Origin of the sequence: Klebsiella ornithinolytica NBRC 105727 = ATCC 31898 (genome assembly GCF_001598295.1) — a bacterium.
Taxonomy (GTDB): Bacteria; Pseudomonadota; Gammaproteobacteria; order Enterobacterales; family Enterobacteriaceae; genus Klebsiella; species Klebsiella ornithinolytica.
In genome coordinates, this window is record NZ_BCYR01000008.1 from 56,783 (window position 1) to 70,850 (window position 14,068).

16 protein-coding genes are annotated in these 14,068 nt (G+C 55.8%); 6 read left to right on the forward strand and 10 right to left on the reverse strand.

All coding sequences use genetic code 11. The annotated features are described in order from the left end of the window. Positions 1-33: 33 nt before the first annotated feature. From slmA to coaBC, 3 genes are all read right to left on the reverse strand, one after another. Positions 34-630, reverse strand: coding sequence for a nucleoid occlusion factor SlmA (gene slmA, locus ROR01S_RS16275; RefSeq protein ID WP_004868952.1), 597 nt, complete (start codon positions 628-630; stop codon positions 34-36). Between the two features lie 125 nt (positions 631-755). Further along, positions 756-1,214: a dUTP diphosphatase gene (gene dut / locus ROR01S_RS16280; protein WP_004868951.1), complete on the reverse strand. Its 459-nt coding sequence runs from the start codon at positions 1,212-1,214 to the stop codon at positions 756-758. Further along, complete coding sequence (gene coaBC, locus ROR01S_RS16285) at positions 1,192-2,403, reverse strand: bifunctional phosphopantothenoylcysteine decarboxylase/phosphopantothenate--cysteine ligase CoaBC (protein ID WP_032718458.1); 1,212 nt, start codon at positions 2,401-2,403, stop codon at positions 1,192-1,194. Before coaBC ends, dut begins: the two co-directional genes overlap by 23 nt. Before the next feature lie 173 nt (positions 2,404-2,576). Between coaBC and radC the strand changes: the two genes are divergently transcribed. From radC to mutM, 4 genes are all read left to right on the forward strand, one after another. After that, positions 2,577-3,242 (forward strand): RadC family protein, encoded by a 666-nt coding sequence (radC, locus tag ROR01S_RS16290; RefSeq protein ID WP_004868949.1) that lies wholly within the window; start codon positions 2,577-2,579, stop codon positions 3,240-3,242. Positions 3,243-3,458: 216 nt separating this feature from the next. Continuing rightward, positions 3,459-3,695 carry a 50S ribosomal protein L28 gene (gene rpmB / locus ROR01S_RS16295; protein WP_002436699.1) on the forward strand — a complete coding sequence of 79 codons (237 nt, stop codon included), beginning with the start codon at positions 3,459-3,461 and terminating at the stop codon, positions 3,693-3,695. 20 nt (positions 3,696-3,715) lie between these two features. Continuing rightward, on the forward strand, positions 3,716-3,883 hold the full coding sequence (gene rpmG, locus ROR01S_RS16300) for a 50S ribosomal protein L33 (RefSeq protein WP_003024094.1): 168 nt from the start codon (positions 3,716-3,718) through the stop codon (positions 3,881-3,883). A 147-nt stretch (positions 3,884-4,030) separates the two neighbouring features. Beyond that, positions 4,031-4,840: a bifunctional DNA-formamidopyrimidine glycosylase/DNA-(apurinic or apyrimidinic site) lyase gene (gene mutM, locus ROR01S_RS16305; RefSeq protein ID WP_004868948.1), complete on the forward strand. Its 810-nt coding sequence runs from the start codon at positions 4,031-4,033 to the stop codon at positions 4,838-4,840. Between the two features lie 89 nt (positions 4,841-4,929). On the opposite strand, the gene coaD is transcribed toward mutM, so the two are convergent. The 7 genes from coaD to rfaQ form a co-directional block, all read right to left on the reverse strand. Beyond that, positions 4,930-5,406 carry a pantetheine-phosphate adenylyltransferase gene (gene coaD / locus ROR01S_RS16310; protein WP_004868947.1) on the reverse strand — a complete coding sequence of 159 codons (477 nt, stop codon included), beginning with the start codon at positions 5,404-5,406 and terminating at the stop codon, positions 4,930-4,932. Between the two features lie 2 nt (positions 5,407-5,408). Beyond that, positions 5,409-6,179: a glycosyltransferase family 2 protein gene (locus ROR01S_RS16315; RefSeq protein ID WP_004868946.1), complete on the reverse strand. Its 771-nt coding sequence runs from the start codon at positions 6,177-6,179 to the stop codon at positions 5,409-5,411. Continuing rightward, complete coding sequence (waaA, locus tag ROR01S_RS16320) at positions 6,179-7,453, reverse strand: lipid IV(A) 3-deoxy-D-manno-octulosonic acid transferase (protein ID WP_004868944.1); 1,275 nt, start codon at positions 7,451-7,453, stop codon at positions 6,179-6,181. Before waaA ends, ROR01S_RS16315 begins: the two co-directional genes overlap by 1 nt. A gap of 91 nt (positions 7,454-7,544) precedes the next feature. After that, a complete protein-coding gene (locus ROR01S_RS16325; RefSeq protein WP_004868941.1) occupies positions 7,545-8,534 on the reverse strand; it encodes a glycosyltransferase in 990 nt (329 codons plus the stop codon). 30 nt (positions 8,535-8,564) lie between these two features. Continuing rightward, positions 8,565-9,659 carry a glycosyltransferase gene (locus ROR01S_RS16330; protein WP_048022798.1) on the reverse strand — a complete coding sequence of 365 codons (1,095 nt, stop codon included), beginning with the start codon at positions 9,657-9,659 and terminating at the stop codon, positions 8,565-8,567. Positions 9,660-9,661: 2 nt separating this feature from the next. Further along, positions 9,662-10,789: a glycosyltransferase family 4 protein gene (locus ROR01S_RS16335; RefSeq protein ID WP_048022800.1), complete on the reverse strand. Its 1,128-nt coding sequence runs from the start codon at positions 10,787-10,789 to the stop codon at positions 9,662-9,664. Next, complete coding sequence (rfaQ, locus tag ROR01S_RS16340; protein WP_064359691.1) at positions 10,786-11,862, reverse strand: putative lipopolysaccharide heptosyltransferase III; 1,077 nt, start codon at positions 11,860-11,862, stop codon at positions 10,786-10,788. Before rfaQ ends, ROR01S_RS16335 begins: the two co-directional genes overlap by 4 nt. 111 nt (positions 11,863-11,973) lie before the next feature. Between rfaQ and ROR01S_RS16345 the strand changes: the two genes are divergently transcribed. Further along, positions 11,974-12,936 (forward strand): polysaccharide deacetylase family protein, encoded by a 963-nt coding sequence (locus tag ROR01S_RS16345; RefSeq protein ID WP_004868934.1) that lies wholly within the window; start codon positions 11,974-11,976, stop codon positions 12,934-12,936. Positions 12,937-12,956: 20 nt separating this feature from the next. Then, complete coding sequence (locus ROR01S_RS16350; RefSeq protein WP_064356576.1) at positions 12,957-14,036, forward strand: glycosyltransferase family 9 protein; 1,080 nt, start codon at positions 12,957-12,959, stop codon at positions 14,034-14,036. Positions 14,037-14,068 lie beyond the last annotated feature (32 nt).

The window sequence follows — 14,068 nt, forward strand, 5'->3', positions numbered from 1 at the left end:
AGCCCCGGAGGCGATATGCCTCCGGGATTTCCGCTACTGCAACTGAGCGGCGACCAGCGGCCAGCGGGCGTCAAAATCATCCGTCGGACGATATTTAAACTCGCTGCGAACAAAACGCGACAGCATGCCTTCGCAAAATGCCAGCAGCTGGCTGGCCAGCAGCGCCTCATCGATGGTGTAACCTTCACCTTCCCGCATTTTCTTCTCACGCATGACCTGGCGCAGCTGAACCTCGATACGCTCAAACAGCTGGTTAATCCGCCCCTGGAGACGATCCTGTTCGAACATCAGCGCATGGCCGGTCAGAATTCGCGTCAGCCCAGGATTACGCTCACCAAACCCAAGAATCAGCAGCACAATCAGACGCAGGCGCGCCGACGTGTCTTTTTCATCTTTTAAAATCAAATTGATGCGCGTAATCAGACTGTCTTCGATAAACTCGATCAGGCTATCGAACATGCGGGTTTTACTGGGGAAATGGCGGTACAACGCCGCTTCGGATACCCCGACAGACGCCGCCAGTTTCGCTGTGGTAATGCGCTGACTTCCATCGCTGGATTCAAGCATCAGGGCCAGAGACTGAAGTATTTCTTCGCGACGATTCCTTTTCGCAGTTTGTTTTTCTGCCATGTTTTAAAATACCCCTGAAAATAAGCACTTGTCAGGCAGACATCCACAAAGTGACCGCAAACGGTCGTTTGCGGCGATGTTATTGCATTAGTGCACTTTGGGATGCGGATTCGATGTGGTCGGGCTTATGCGCGCCCTGAGTGACCAAAGCCACCTTCGCCACGTTCGGTGGCGTCAAAATCTTCCACCAGGTTAAATTCCGCCTGTACGACGGGTACAAAGACCATTTGAGCGATGCGCTCGCCAGGTTCAATCGTAAAGCTCTGCTGGCCGCGGTTCCAGACGGAAACCATCAGCTGCCCCTGATAGTCGGAGTCGATAAGACCAACCAGGTTGCCCAGAACCACGCCGTGCTTATGGCCCAGCCCGGAGCGCGGCAAAATCACCGCCGCCAGAGAGGGATCGGCGATATGAATAGCCAGACCGGTCGGCAACAGCGTGGTTGCACCCGGCGCCAGCTCTACGGCGTCGTCGAGACAGGCTCGCAGGTCAAGTCCGGCGGAGCCGGAGGTGGCATAGGTCGGCAGCGGAAATTGCTGGCCAACGCGCGGGTCCAGAATCTTAACGTCGATTTTTTTCATCATAACGGGTCACGATCTCGTCGAGTAATAATTGGCCAAGGAGTTCTTTACGCTCAAGTGGCAAGCGCTTATCTCCATCCTGCCAGAAAAGGTGTAATGCGTTGCTGTCGCTGTTAAAGCCTTGATCAGGCTGCGAAACATCGTTAGCGCAAATCAGGTCGAGATTTTTGCGCGCGCGTTTTTGCTTCGCGTATTCTTCCACATTATTCGTTTCGGCGGCAAACCCTACGACAAAAGGCCGATTAGCCGCGAGTGCCGCCACCCCGGCAACAATATCCGGATTTTTGACCATTTTGAGGGTGAGTTCATCACCTTGCTTTTTAATTTTTTCTTCAGCGATGGCGACGGCACGATAGTCTGCTACGGCGGCACAACCAATAAAAATCTGCTGCTGCTGGGCGTTTTGCTGGACCGCAGCTTCCATTTCCAGCGCGGTCGTTACATCGATTCGCTGTACAAACGGCGGCGTCGGCAATGCAACCGGCCCGCTCACCAGCGTGACGTTTGCCCCGCGGCTTGCGGCCGCGGCGGCAATGGCAAACCCCATCTTGCCGGAGCTGTGGTTAGTAATATAACGCACCGGATCCAGAGGTTCACGCGTGGGGCCCGCGGTAATCATGATGTTGAGATGTTGCAAATCTTTGACAGGCGAAAAATGCGCAGCGGCTAAATCAACAATCGTCATCGGATCCAGCATGCGGCCAGGGCCAATGTCGCCACAGGCCTGGCTACCGCTGTCCGGCCCCCAGAGCAGCAGGCCGCGTGAGGCGAGTACCTCGAGGTTATGCTGCGTGGCCGCTGCGCGGTACATTTGCTGATTCATCGCCGGGACAACGGCAACCGGAGAGGGGGTCGCGAGGCAGATAGTAGAAACCAGATCGTTGGCCATACCGGCCGCAACGCGGGCAATCAGATCGGCGGTTGCCGGGGCGAGGATAACCAGGTCCGCCCATTTGCCCAGCTCTATGTGACCCATCGCCGCTTCCGCTGCCGGATCGAGCAGACTATCGGAGACCGGATAGCCAGACACCGCCTGCAGGCTCAGTGGCGTAATGAAGGCTTTGGCGGCTTCCGTCATGGCAACACGCACATCCGCGCCACGGTCACGCAGGCGGCGCACCAGTTCCGGCGTTTTATAAGCAGCAATGCCGCCGCTCACGCCAAGAACGATCTTTTTACCAGCCAGACTCATCATGATTCTTTCCTGTTGCAGTACACCAGAATCCGCGCATATTACCACAATCCCGTCGCCGTCGCGTGACTGCCAGGCATTCACTTTGCGAGGCGCTACGCAACAGGTAGATACGGCAGTCGGCAGCACCGTCGGGCTGTGCCAGGATAGGGGCACGAGAAAGGAGAGGCCCTATGGATGCACCGGAACCCCTGATGCCACGGGAAAAAATGTGGCTTTACGGCATTGAAACGTTGTCGGACGTTGAGCTGCTGGCGCTGTTTTTACGCACCGGGACGCGGGACAAAGATGTCATGGCGTACTCGCATGACCTGTTACAGCGTTTTGGTTCGCTGTATGGCCTGCTGTCAGCGAATAAAGCACAGTTTGAGACGGTCGACGGGATTGGCCTGGCGAAATATGCCCAGCTAAAAGGAGTGGCCGAGCTGGCGCGGCGTTATTTTAGCCTGCGGCTGGTTGAAGAGCCCTCTCTGGTCACGCCGATGATGACGCTGGAGTTTTTGCAAAGCCATCTCTCCGATGAAGAGCGGGAGATCTTCATCGTGATCTTTTTAGATAATCAGAACCGGGTATTGAAACATAGCCGGCTTTTTTCTGGTACTCTTAGCCACGTAGAGGTGCATCCGCGAGAAATTGTACGCGAAGCCATCAAAGTGAACGCCGCTGCGGTGATCCTTGCACATAATCATCCGTCCGGTAGTCCCGAGCCGAGTAAGGCCGACAGACTGATGACCGAACGTGTGGTAAAGTGTTGTGGTTTCATGGATATACGAGTACTCGATCATCTTGTAATCGGCCGCGGTGCGTACGTATCTTTTGCCGAACGCGGCTGGATTTAGCCCCGATCACGCGATCCAGCGGGATCTTTGTCTGTTCGGGACTTGAGCACATCGCCGAGTCAGCGTATACTACGCCACCTTTGAGAATCTCGGGTTTGGCATTTGGGCCTGGCAATCGATGGTTCACTTAGAACTGCGATGACCGGGCTGTAAAGCCTGACGAGGCGCCGATACCCCATACGAAGCTCGAGCTAATTTGATTTTTGGAGAATAGACATGTCCCGAGTCTGCCAAGTTACTGGCAAGCGTCCGGTGACCGGTAACAACCGTTCCCACGCACTGAACGCGACCAAACGCCGTTTCCTGCCGAACCTGCACTCTCACCGTTTCTGGGTTGAGAGCGAAAAGCGTTTTGTCACCCTGCGTGTATCTGCTAAAGGTATGCGTGTTATTGATAAGAAAGGCATCGATACAGTTCTGTCTGAACTGCGTGCCCGTGGCGAAAAGTACTAAGTACTAAGAGGAAATAAATCATGGCTAAAGGTATTCGTGAGAAAATCAAGCTGGTTTCTTCTGCTGGTACTGGTCACTTCTATACCACCACGAAGAACAAACGTACTAAGCCGGAAAAACTGGAACTGAAAAAATTCGATCCAGTTGTCCGTCAGCACGTTTTATACAAAGAAGCTAAAATCAAATAATTTTAGTTTCCTTGTAAAGAAAACCCCGCTCCGGCGGGGTTTTTTGTTTTTTGTCCGGCAGAACCCGTCGGATAAACCCTGCCGGGAATTTGCTTCCCTGTCGTCTGTTGCTGCAGCACAATACTCTGGGTTAACGGAGGAAAACGAATGCCTGAATTACCTGAGGTAGAAACCAGCCGGCGTGGCATCGAACCATACCTGGTGGGCGCAACCATTCTGCACGCCGTTATTCGCAACGGGCGTCTGCGCTGGCCGGTCAGTGAAGAAATCTATCGTTTGAGCGACATACCGGTGCTGAGCGTGCAGCGCCGTGCCAAATATCTGCTGCTCGAGCTGCCCGGCGGCTGGATTATCGTCCACCTTGGGATGTCGGGAAGTCTGCGAATTCTGAGTGAAGAGCTGCCCGCAGAAAAGCACGATCATGTTGACCTCGTGATGAGTAATGGCAAGGTCCTGCGCTACACCGACCCACGCCGCTTTGGCGCCTGGCTGTGGACCCGCTCGCTGGAAGGGCATCCTGCGCTGGCACATCTTGGCCCAGAGCCCTTGAGCGATGATTTTAATGCCGACTATTTGCAGCAGAAGTGCGCGAAAAAGAAAACCGCTATTAAGCCCTGGCTGATGGATAACAAACTGGTGGTCGGGGTCGGCAATATCTACGCCAGCGAATCGCTGTTTTCGGCCGGGATCCATCCCGATCGGCTGGCGTCTTCGCTTTCACGCGAAGAGTGTGAACGGCTGGTAAAAGTGATTAAAGCGGTGCTGCTACGCTCGATTGAGCAGGGGGGCACGACGCTGAAGGATTTCCTGCAAAGTGATGGCAAGCCGGGCTACTTCGCCCAGGAGCTGCAGGTTTATGGCCGCAAGGGCGAGCTTTGTCGCGTTTGCGGCACGCCGATTACAGCCAGCAAACATGCTCAGCGGGCAACATTTTATTGCCGCCAGTGTCAGAAGTAAGGTGCTGATGTCGCCACGATCCCGGTGACGCCTCGCCAGCCGGGTACGGGTTCACGCGATTGCTGGCGGGTAGCCCGGACGGCGCAAGATTACAGCTTTTTCAGCAGCGCCTGGTGTACGTTGGCCGGCAGGAAGTGGGAAACATCGCCCTGGTGGCGCGCCACTTCCTTCACCAGCGATGAAGAGATAAACGACCACTCTTTGCAGGGCATCAGGAAGACGCTTTCCAGGGTTGGCATCAGGTGGCGGTTCATATGTGCCAGCTGCATCTCATATTCGAAGTCCGCCACCGCACGTAAACCGCGAATGAGGATATTCGCCTGCTGCGCGCGGGCAAAATTCGCCATCAGATCGCTGAAACCAACCACCTCGACGTTGACCAGATGCGCCGTTGCCTGCTCCGCCAGCGCAATACGCTCGTCGAGGGTGAACATCGGTTTTTTGCTCGGGCTGGCGGCAATGGCCAGCAGCACCTTGTCAAACATGCTGGCGGCACGCGTGACGATATCGATATGCCCGTTGGTAATGGGGTCGAAGGTGCCCGGATAGATCGCTTTTGTGCTCATAATTACACTTTCTCTGAGTAGCCGCGGCTCAGCGCCCACAGCTCGGTGTATTTATTAAACGTATACTGCGCGTTGACCACGGCAAGTAGCCAGCCCTGTTTACCATCCAGCACGCCGCCGCGTAGCAGCAGCGTTTTCACAAAAGCCCCCAGCGTATGGCCGAAAATGCTCGCCAAAGAGGTCTTCTTCCCCTTCTGGTGGCGCTCCCGTGCCCAGGCAGAGGCATAGGCCAGCTGCTTTTGCTGGAAGCCGGAGAAGTCGCGGCAGGTCAGATGCAGTAAATCGCCCGACAGTTCGATAACCTGCGCGCCTTTGGCATCGAGCGATTCGTGCACCAGATTATTGTTATAGCGGAAACGGCTGCGTTCGTACAAACGCATGACGCGGTCGGGATACCAGCCGCTATGGCGCATAAAGCGGCCAAGGAAATAGTTACGCCGGGCGATGCTGTAGACGGCACCTTTTTGGGGCGCCTCCAGTACACGGCGAAGTGAGCAGGCCAGCTCCGGCGTCACGCGTTCATCGGTATCAATCATCAACACATAGTCGCCGGTCGCGTAGTCCTGGGCGCGCTGACGCTGAATACCGTAGCCTTGCCAGTCGCTGTTGATGTAGACCGTTGCGCCGAGGCGACGGGCCAGTTCGACGGTGTTATCGCTACTGCCGGAGTCCAGCAGCACGATTTCATCGGCCCACGCTACCGAGGCCAGGCAATCAGCCAGCAGATCCGCCGCATTTTTGGCGATCATTACGACGGACAGTCGGGTCGACATTAGTGGCTCCGCTGCGGCAGATAGGGTTGCAGTAAATGTAGCAGACGCGAGAGCGCGCCCTGGTTTTGATGCAACACTTCTACCGCGTGGCGGCCGTACCACAGACGATAGTCTTCATCGGTGAGCAGATTGGAGACCTGGGTGACCAGCGAACTGACGTCGGTGACCGTAATCAGGCCATCGTCCTGCTGCAACTTGGCGCAAATATCTTTGAAGTTGAACGTGTGCGGGCCCATCAGTACCGGGATGGCGTGTGCCGCCGGCTCCAGCGGGTTGTGACCGCCGCGTTCGACCAGGCTGCCGCCGACGAAGGCGAGGTCGGCAATACCGTACAGCAGCATCAGCTCGCCCATGGTATCGCCGATCACCACCTGGGTACTGTTCGACGGGATTTCGCCGGTGCTGCGTAGCGTGAAGCTCATCCCCGCTTTCTGCACCATTTCTCGTGCATCTGCGAAGCGCTCCGGGTGACGAGGGACGAGAATCAACAGCAGATCCGGGAAAGTATCGAGCAGCTTCCTGTGCGCCTGCAGGATAATTTGTTCTTCACCGTCGTGGGTGCTGGTGGCGATCCAGACTTTGCGGTGCGGCGCCCACTGGCGGCGGAGGGTAATTGCGCGCGCGGCCAGCTCTGGCGTCACGGAAATATCAAATTTGAGGCTGCCGGTGACCGCCAGCTGGTTGCGCTTCAGGCCCAGAGCCAGAAAGCGATTGCCGTCTTCTTCATTCTGCGCCGCAATCAGCGTGATGCGACTGAGCAGCCGACGCATAAATTTCCCCAGTTTCGCGTAGCCTTTGGCGGAACGCTCCGACAGACGGGCGTTGGCGATGACCAGCGGGATTTTACGTTTGTGCAGCGCGGCGACCATATTTGGCCACAGCTCGGTTTCCATCACGATAACCAGCTTCGGTTGCACCGTGTTGAGGAAGCGGTTCATTGCGCAGGGCAAATCGTAAGGCAGATAGACATGATGAACATCTTTGCCGAAGGCGGACATGGCGCGTTCTGAGCCGGTCGGCGTCATGGTGGTGACGGTGATAGGCAGCGAGGGGTAGCGGTGGCGCAGCGCGCGCACGAGCGGGATAGCAGCAAGCGTCTCACCCACGGAAACGGAATGCAGCAGAATCCCATCCGGCGCTACCTTGTTCTGACAGAAGCCATAACGTTCAGCCCAGCGCTTTCGGTAGGCAGGGGCCTTACGGCTGCGCAGCAGCAGTCGCAGCCATACCAGCGGCTGAATAAGATAGAGTAGGGTGGTATAAAGCAATTCCAAGCGATTTATCCGATTTATGTTTTAGCGGGCAAATTCTAAGCATTTAGCCCGCGTAAAGCTATCTCTTTGGCGGAAACAACGGGATTCAGAGTCAGGTCGCGTCGCGATAGCGTTTAATGCGCAAATAGCGTCGGCCAAGGCGCCAGCGTAAACGGAAGGTACGCGCATTTTTCCAGATCAGACGCCAGATGCCGCGGTCAAAGAATTCTTTAATGATAATATGCTTTTTTGACTCATCTTTCATGCTATCAAAGGTATGAATAATTCCCAGCCCCTCTTTGGCAATTTGCCAGCGGCAGGCGGAAATATGACGCACCTTATCAGGATAGCGTTGGTTGATGGCCTCCAGCATCTCCAGAATTTTCATGTAGTGGCGCGCCGAGCGCATCAACGTATCGTCATTGTCCGGTTTGTGCGACACCGATTCCGAGTGAATATAGTAATCGTAGAACTGTTCGCTGGTGTACTGCACGCGTTCAGCCGCCAGCAGCGCTTCGGTGGTCCACGGAATGTCCTGATGACGTAATCCGGGCTCGAAGTGGAACTTGTGCTGCATGATAAATTCGCGGCGATAGATATTCAGCCAGGTCACGTGCAGGAACTTGCGCGAATCCAGCGCCTGTTTAAGCCAGACGTGGCCTGGCAGGATGCCGGTCGACGGCAGACGGTCCGGTGGAAGAATAGGGTGGATATCTTTGCGGGTTTCGTAAACGTAGCGGCCGTTACAGGTGGCGACATCAAGGCGGCCCTTTTCGGCCATCTCCAGCAGCGTACGGTACATCCCGGGATAAAGCTTATCGTCAATATCCGGGAAGGCCAGGTACTTGCCGGTTGCCACCGCCAGGCCGGTATTACGCGCGACCGAGACGCCCTGGTTTTCCTGTTCCAGCACGATAATATGAGGTAAGCGCGCTTTCCATTCGTCGATAACCGCCAGGCTACCGTCCGTCGAACCGTCGTTGACCAGGATCAGCTCATAGCTTTCCAGCTGCTGTTGTTCAATGCACTCAAAGAATTGCGCAAGGAATTTTTCGCCGTTATAAACGGCAGCCACAATGCTCAGTAAAGGCGTTTGACTCATAAATCATTCGATCCTGGTTAAATAGCGGCGTCAGCCGCGACGCAGCTGACGGTACTGCTGACAAATCGTATCCACGCTGAATTTTTCCAGTGCGGAAGGTTCGATAGCTGGTGGGTTATGGTAAATGCTTTGCATCGTCCGGGCCAGCGCCGGGCTGTTCAGATCGGTCAGGCCGCGGGCTAATTCGCCGGTGAGAATTTCCGTCACCCCGCCAGGACAGCGGGTGCTGGCGACCGGGGTATTTAGCAGCAGCGCCTCAACCACCACGTTACCAAAGCCTTCGCTGTCGGAGCTGAGCACCAGCATCCGCGCATGCTTAATCCACGGCAGCGGGTTTTTCTGAAAGCCTTTAAACAGAACACGATCGGCAACCTGTAGCTGCTGCGCCAGCTGGCGCAGGCGCTGTTCCTGCTCCGGTTTACCCTGACCCAGCAGCACCAGCGGCGCGGTGATTCCGCTTTGCGCATAGGCTTCGATCAGGCGATCGTGACGTTTCCCCGGGTGGAACCGACCGACGTGAATAATATAATCCCCCGCAGGCTGCTCGCCAGGCGCATCGGCGGCGGCGCGCAGAGCGGGAATATCGAACGGGTTATAAATGGTTTTTAACTGTGCCGGGCGGATGGCGAACTGTTCGACCAGATCCTGACCTACCGCATCGGAGACGGTAATGACGTTGCGTCCCTGATAGACACGCTTAATCTTCTGCTGTTTCATCCAGCGATCAAATCCGGTGCGATGGCCCAGATATGATGTGGAAAAGACGCCATGCAGGCAGAACCAGACGTTCCGGTTTTTCAGCGACCGGCTGCGGGCGACAATGCGATCGGTTTTATGCAGGTTGGAGAGCACCAGATCGAATTCACCCTGCTGCTCGGCTGTGACGATGGCGGCATCCAGCTGGCGGGCGCGGCGCGAAAGTTCGGTGATTTTGCGCCAGGGTGTCCGGCTGCGGTCACTCACAACCTGATAATCCAGCCCTTCCGGCAGCGCATAATCGCAGACATCGCGCAGAGAAAACAGTGAGACCCGTTCGCCCTGGCGCAGAAAATGCTCAGCCAGGGTCAGCACGACCTTCTCCGCCCCGCCGCCGGGCAGGCCGTCGATCACAAACAGTATACGCATCGTTATTTCACCAGATCCTGATAGAGGGAGAGCAGCTGCGTCGAGAGTCGTTCGCTGGTGCAGGACATGATGCGCTCGCGGGCGCGTTCCCCTTCCGCAGAGCCTAACGCCCGGGCGGGCAGGGCGCTAACCGACTCCTGCAGGGCCGGGATATCCAGCGCATCGCAAACGTAGCCATTGCTGCCCTGAACGATAAACTCCGCGCCGCCGCAGCCGGTGGTGGTAATGACCGGCAGGCCGCAGGCCATCGCTTCGAGAATAACGTTGGGGAACGGATCGTACAGCGTCGGCAGCAGCAGGCCGTCGGCCATCTGATAGAACGGCAGGGTTTCCGACTGCATGCCGAAAAAGCGGACCCGCTCCTCGCAGTTGAGGGTTTTCGCCAGCGACTGATAGCGATTCTGATCTTTGTCTTTACCGACGACCAGCAGATAGCGATCGGTGGGGGCGATGGCGCGGATCGCCGCATCCAGCCCCTTGCGCTCAAAGCCGGAGCCGACGTAGATCAGGCAGGTCGCCTGCAGCGGCAGATTCCATTGGTGACGTAGCGCAACAAAGGCCGCTTCCGTAGGCGGCAGAAAACGCTGGTTATCAATGGCGTTATAGATAACGTGGATTTTCTCCGCCGGCAGGCCGAAGTCTTCAATAATCTCGCGTTTTATCATCTCCGCGTTGCAGATGACGCCGCGCAGGTGCGAGTCCTGGTACATTTCGCGCTCAGCCTGCATGACATAGCGATGGTAGCGGTCGGCAAACAGCAGGCGGCTTTTCCAGCCGGGCAAAATGCGCGAGCGCTGCTGTAGCCAGCGGCGGTGCACGCCGTCCCCGGCGCGGTACAGGTCGCAGCCGGGAATGCGTTCGTGGCTCTGCACCAGATCGAAATGTTCGCTCTGCCACAGCCGGCGGGCGGCGTCGGCGAAACCGCGTTCGCGGCTGATCCGCCCCCACTTACGCGGGTTGCAGATATGAATATTCCAGTCGGGTTTCACCGGCCCTTGCCATTCGCGAGTAATGACGTTCAGTTCAAGATTGCTGCTATCAAGGGCTTCCAGCGCGCGGGAGACAAAGCGCTCCGCGCCGCCGTCCGGGCGATATTTCTGTCGCACCAGGGCCAGCCTGAATTTGCTCATGCCAGTACCTTTTTCGCCGCCGCGATAACCGCGTCGGTGGGAATTAAATCGAGATAACGTTCGTCTGTGCCGGTGTCGATATCATCCGGGTCGGGAATAGCGCCGAAATCACCTGCCCAGATCACCTCACCTTTAGCCTGCCATGGACGCCAGAAGGTGAGTTTGGAGGGGCCGAACAGCGCCACCAGCGGCGTACCCAGCGCGGCGGCCATATGCATCGGTACGGAGTCGACGCCGATAAACAGGCGGCCATGATCGATGACGGATGCCAGCTGGCGCAGAGTCAGCTGACCGGCGAGGGAGTGCAAACGAGCATTGGGGCAGCCCGCCATAATGGTGTCGATCATCTGCTTCTCTTTGGCATCGGGACCGGAGGTCAGCACGACCGGGTAGCCTGCGTCAGAGAGGGCGTTAATCAGGGCGCTCATTCGCTCTTCGCGCCAGCACTTAAAGAACCAGCGGGAGGTCGGTTGAATGACGATATAGTTGTCCTGAAACCCTTCCGGCAGCAGCGCGCGGCTGACGTGCCAGTCCTGCTCGCTGTAGCCCATTTTCGCCGGCGCGTCATTCATCTCCAGCCCAAGCGGCGCCAGAATCGACAGATGCTGCTGCACGGTGTGCTGCTGGTTATGCTGCTGTGTTGAGGCGAGAGCGGTATGACAAAAACGCCATGCCGGGTGACGACGCTTCGGGAAGTCAAAGCCGATGCGGATTGGCGCGCCGGTCAGTTTCGTGATAATTGCGCTTGGCCACTGATCGGCAAGATTGAGCACCATATCGTAGCGCTGCTGGCGCAGCGCACGAATCAGCTGCCACTCCATCTTGAGCTGGTGGCCGGTGCCCTGTTTTTTCCAACGCCGATCAATGGCGAAAATCTGATTGATATCAGGATTGGCGGCGAGCATATCCCGGGTTTCTTCATACAGCAGGACATCAACGCTGGCCGCGGGATATTGCTGTTTGAGGGCGTGAATGAGCGGCGTGATCAGCAGCATATCGCCATGATGGCGCAGCTTAATAACCAGGATTCGCGTCGGGGTCACAGGGCCGGAAGAGCGGGTTTCAGGCGTCATTCTCTGTTCTTCATTCAATATCAGGTTTCCGATTCTAGGGGATCAGACTGATTGAGAGAAGCGTTGTATTGCTCTACCATGACCCGATACGTATGCTCTGAGGACGTTTTCGTGCACAATCCCGCATTTCTCATCACGATTGATACAGAGGGCGATAACCTCTGGCAAAAACATGACAGCATTACCACCGAGAATGCGCGCTATTTACCGCGTTTTCAGCAGCTTTGCGAAAAGTATGGTTTTAAACCGGTCTATTTGACCAACTATGAAATGGCGATCGATCCCTTTTATATCGAATTCGCCAAAGATGTGATTGCCCGCGGGACGGCGGAAATCGGCATGCACCTCCATGCCTGGAACAGCCCGCCGACGGACCCGTTGACCGATGACGACTGGCGTCATAAACCCTATCTGATTGAATATTCCGATGCGGCGATGCGCGAAAAAGTCGCTTACATGACGCATCTGCTGGAAGACACTTTCCAGACGAAAATGGTCAGCCATCGCGCCGGACGCTGGGCGTTTGATGAGCGCTACGCCCGCCTGCTGGTGGAGCATGGCTATCTGGTTGACTGCTCGGTCACGCCGCGGGTCAACTGGAAGACGGCGAAAGGCGCCCCGCAGGGGGACGGTGGTACCGATTACCGTCGTTTCCCGCAGCATGCCTATTTCCTTGACGAGAACGATATCAGTCGCGAAGGCGGCTCTTCGCTGCTGGAAGTGCCGATGAGCATTCAATATAAGCACTCCGGCTGGATGAACAGCGTGAAGCAGGGCTACGATCGCTTGCGCGGCAAAGTGCGTTCGCCTTCCGTTCACTGGCTGCGCCCGATGGGGGGAAATGTCGACACCATGAAGAAAGTGGTGCAGCAGACATTGACTCAGGGTAATGATTACGTCGAATATATGCTGCACTCTTCTGAGTATATGCCTGGCGGCAGCCCAACATTTAAAAATAAACAGGATATCGAGCAGTTATATGTCGACCTGGAAGCATTTTTTAACTGGCTGGCGCCGCAGGTGAAGGGGATGACGTTGGCAGAATATTACCAGCGGAAACACACACAGCGATAAAAGGCACCCTAAGGTACCGTATGCGTATCCTTAAACAACTGACGCGGAAGAAAAATGCTTTTTTCCGCGACATTAAATTTAATTTAATTAATTTTCGTTATAGAAATAAAGCTGAGCGCCAGCCGTTCAATCCCGCTCAGGTGAAGCGCATTTTATTACTGCGTCTGGATGATAAAGTCGGCGACATGGTGGTAACCACCGGCTGTGCCAGACTTCTCGCCGAGCACGGCTATAAAGTTTCTGTCCTCACCGGTCCTGTATGCATGCAAATATTAGCAGGCTCAATATTTCTTGAGAATGTATATTTGTATAAACCGCGCATGTCACTCGCGGCGTTACGCGCACTTAATTTTGATGCGGTTATAGATTTTGATGACGTGAAAACCTATGAACGGTTTAAGTTTCTCTCTGATTTACGCGCGCCCTGCGTCATTGGTTTTAATAAAGAGAAATATAAGCTGTATGACCAGTCAATCACCTTTTATGATAGCAAAAGCCATATTTCCGCCCGCTATAAACAGGTGGTTAAGCTTTTTGGCGTGAGAGATGAGCACTATCATTATCACGTTCCCGGCGATATACGCGAGCGCCAGCGAGTGGAAAAGTTACTGGCGACAGAAAGTGACAGACAGCTATGCGTGGCCATCAATCCTTTTACCGCCTCAACAGATAAGGATTTCTGCCGTCATCAGGTCGCCGTGCTCATTGAACGGCTCCGTCAGCTCCCCTATAAAGTGAGCGTGGTGATGGTCGGTCGCAGCGAGAAAATCCGTCAGCTTGGGCTGGATATGGCCCTGTATCTGGCTGACAGCAATATCAACTCGGCGGTAGAAGTTATCCGCTGCTGCGATCTGGTGATTACCGCTGACACTTCCATTGTGCATATTGCCAGGGTGTTTGATAAGCCGATGGTGGCGGTCTATAACAAGCGCAAGCTCAAGGATACTGGCTTGCCGGGTTATACCATTTGGGCTCCGGGTTATGCTAAGGCCAGGCAGATTGTCTGCGAGGAAGAGAACGTGGCGGATGTCCCGATTGACGCCATATGGCCGATGATCCAGGAGCAGGCTGATAGTCTGGTTGCCACGCGTTTGCGGTAATAAAAAAGGGCCCGGACGGGCCCTTTTCGGTT